This is a genomic window from Mesorhizobium sp. M7A.F.Ca.AU.002.02.1.1 (genome assembly GCF_003998535.1).
Classification (GTDB): Bacteria; Pseudomonadota; Alphaproteobacteria; order Rhizobiales; family Rhizobiaceae; genus Mesorhizobium; species Mesorhizobium ciceri.
The window spans coordinates 1-966 of record NZ_RZPB01001294.1 but is presented as its reverse complement, the minus strand read 5'-3'; the positions used below and the strand labels follow the sequence as shown (position 1 = coordinate 966).

The 966-nt window shown below is 65.2% G+C and carries 1 protein-coding gene; it reads left to right on the top strand.

Annotation, left to right across the window (positions count from 1 at the left end; all coding sequences use genetic code 11):
* Position 1 precedes the first annotated feature (1 nt).
* Positions 2-966: MFS transporter (locus tag EN879_RS37235; RefSeq protein ID WP_245493949.1), on the top strand; the 965-nt coding region annotated here is incomplete at its 3' end.

Below are 966 nucleotides of genomic sequence, written 5' to 3'. Positions count from 1 at the left end.
TATCGCGACATCGCTGCCGGCGATCGCCGTCGACATCCACACCAGCCCGATCGCGCTCAAGCTGGCCCTGACCGCCTATCTCGTCTCGCTGGCGATCTTCATTCCGATCAGCGGCTGGATGGCCGACCGTTTCGGCGCCAAGAATATCTTTCGCGCCGCGATCGCCGTCTTCATCGTCGGCTCGATCGCCTGCGCGCTCTCCGGTTCGCTGCCGGCTTTTGTGGTCTCGCGCTTCCTGCAAGGCATTGGCGGCGCCATGATGACACCGGTCGGGCGGCTGGTGCTGGTGCGCGCGACACCGAAGAGCGAACTCGTCGCGGCGATGTCCTGGCTAACCGTTCCGGCGTTGGTCGGACCGTTGGTCGGGCCGCCGGTCGGCGGCTTCATCACCACCTACTTCACCTGGCACTGGATCTTCCTGATCAATGTGCCGATCGGCCTGATCGGCATCTGGCTGGCGACGCGTTTCCTGCCGGAGACCGAATCGATGGAGACGCCGCCGCTCGACTTCCTCGGCTTCGTGCTAAGCGGGCTGGCGGCATCCGGCGTGGTTTTCGGCCTGTCGGTGGTGAGCCTGCCCTATTTGCCGCCGGCCACCGGCCTTATCACCGTAGCGGTCGGCCTGCTGTCGGGCGCGCTCTATCTGCTGCACGCGCGGCGCGCCAAAAATCCCTTGCTGGCGCTCGAATTGTTCCGCAACCAGGTGTTCCGCTCCTCGGTGCTTGGCGGCGGACTGTTCCGCATCGGCATTGGTGCCGTGCCGTTCCTGCTGCCGCTGATGTTCCAGATCGGTTTTGGGCTGACGCCGTTCCAGTCCGGCATGATCACCTTCGTCTCGGCGATCGGCGCCATCGGGATGAAGTTTGTCACCGCGCTGATCTTCCGCGTCGCCGGCTTCCGCCGCGTCCTGGTTGTCGGTTCTCTGGTCGCCGCCGCCTCGATCGCCATCAACGGCCTGTTCACACC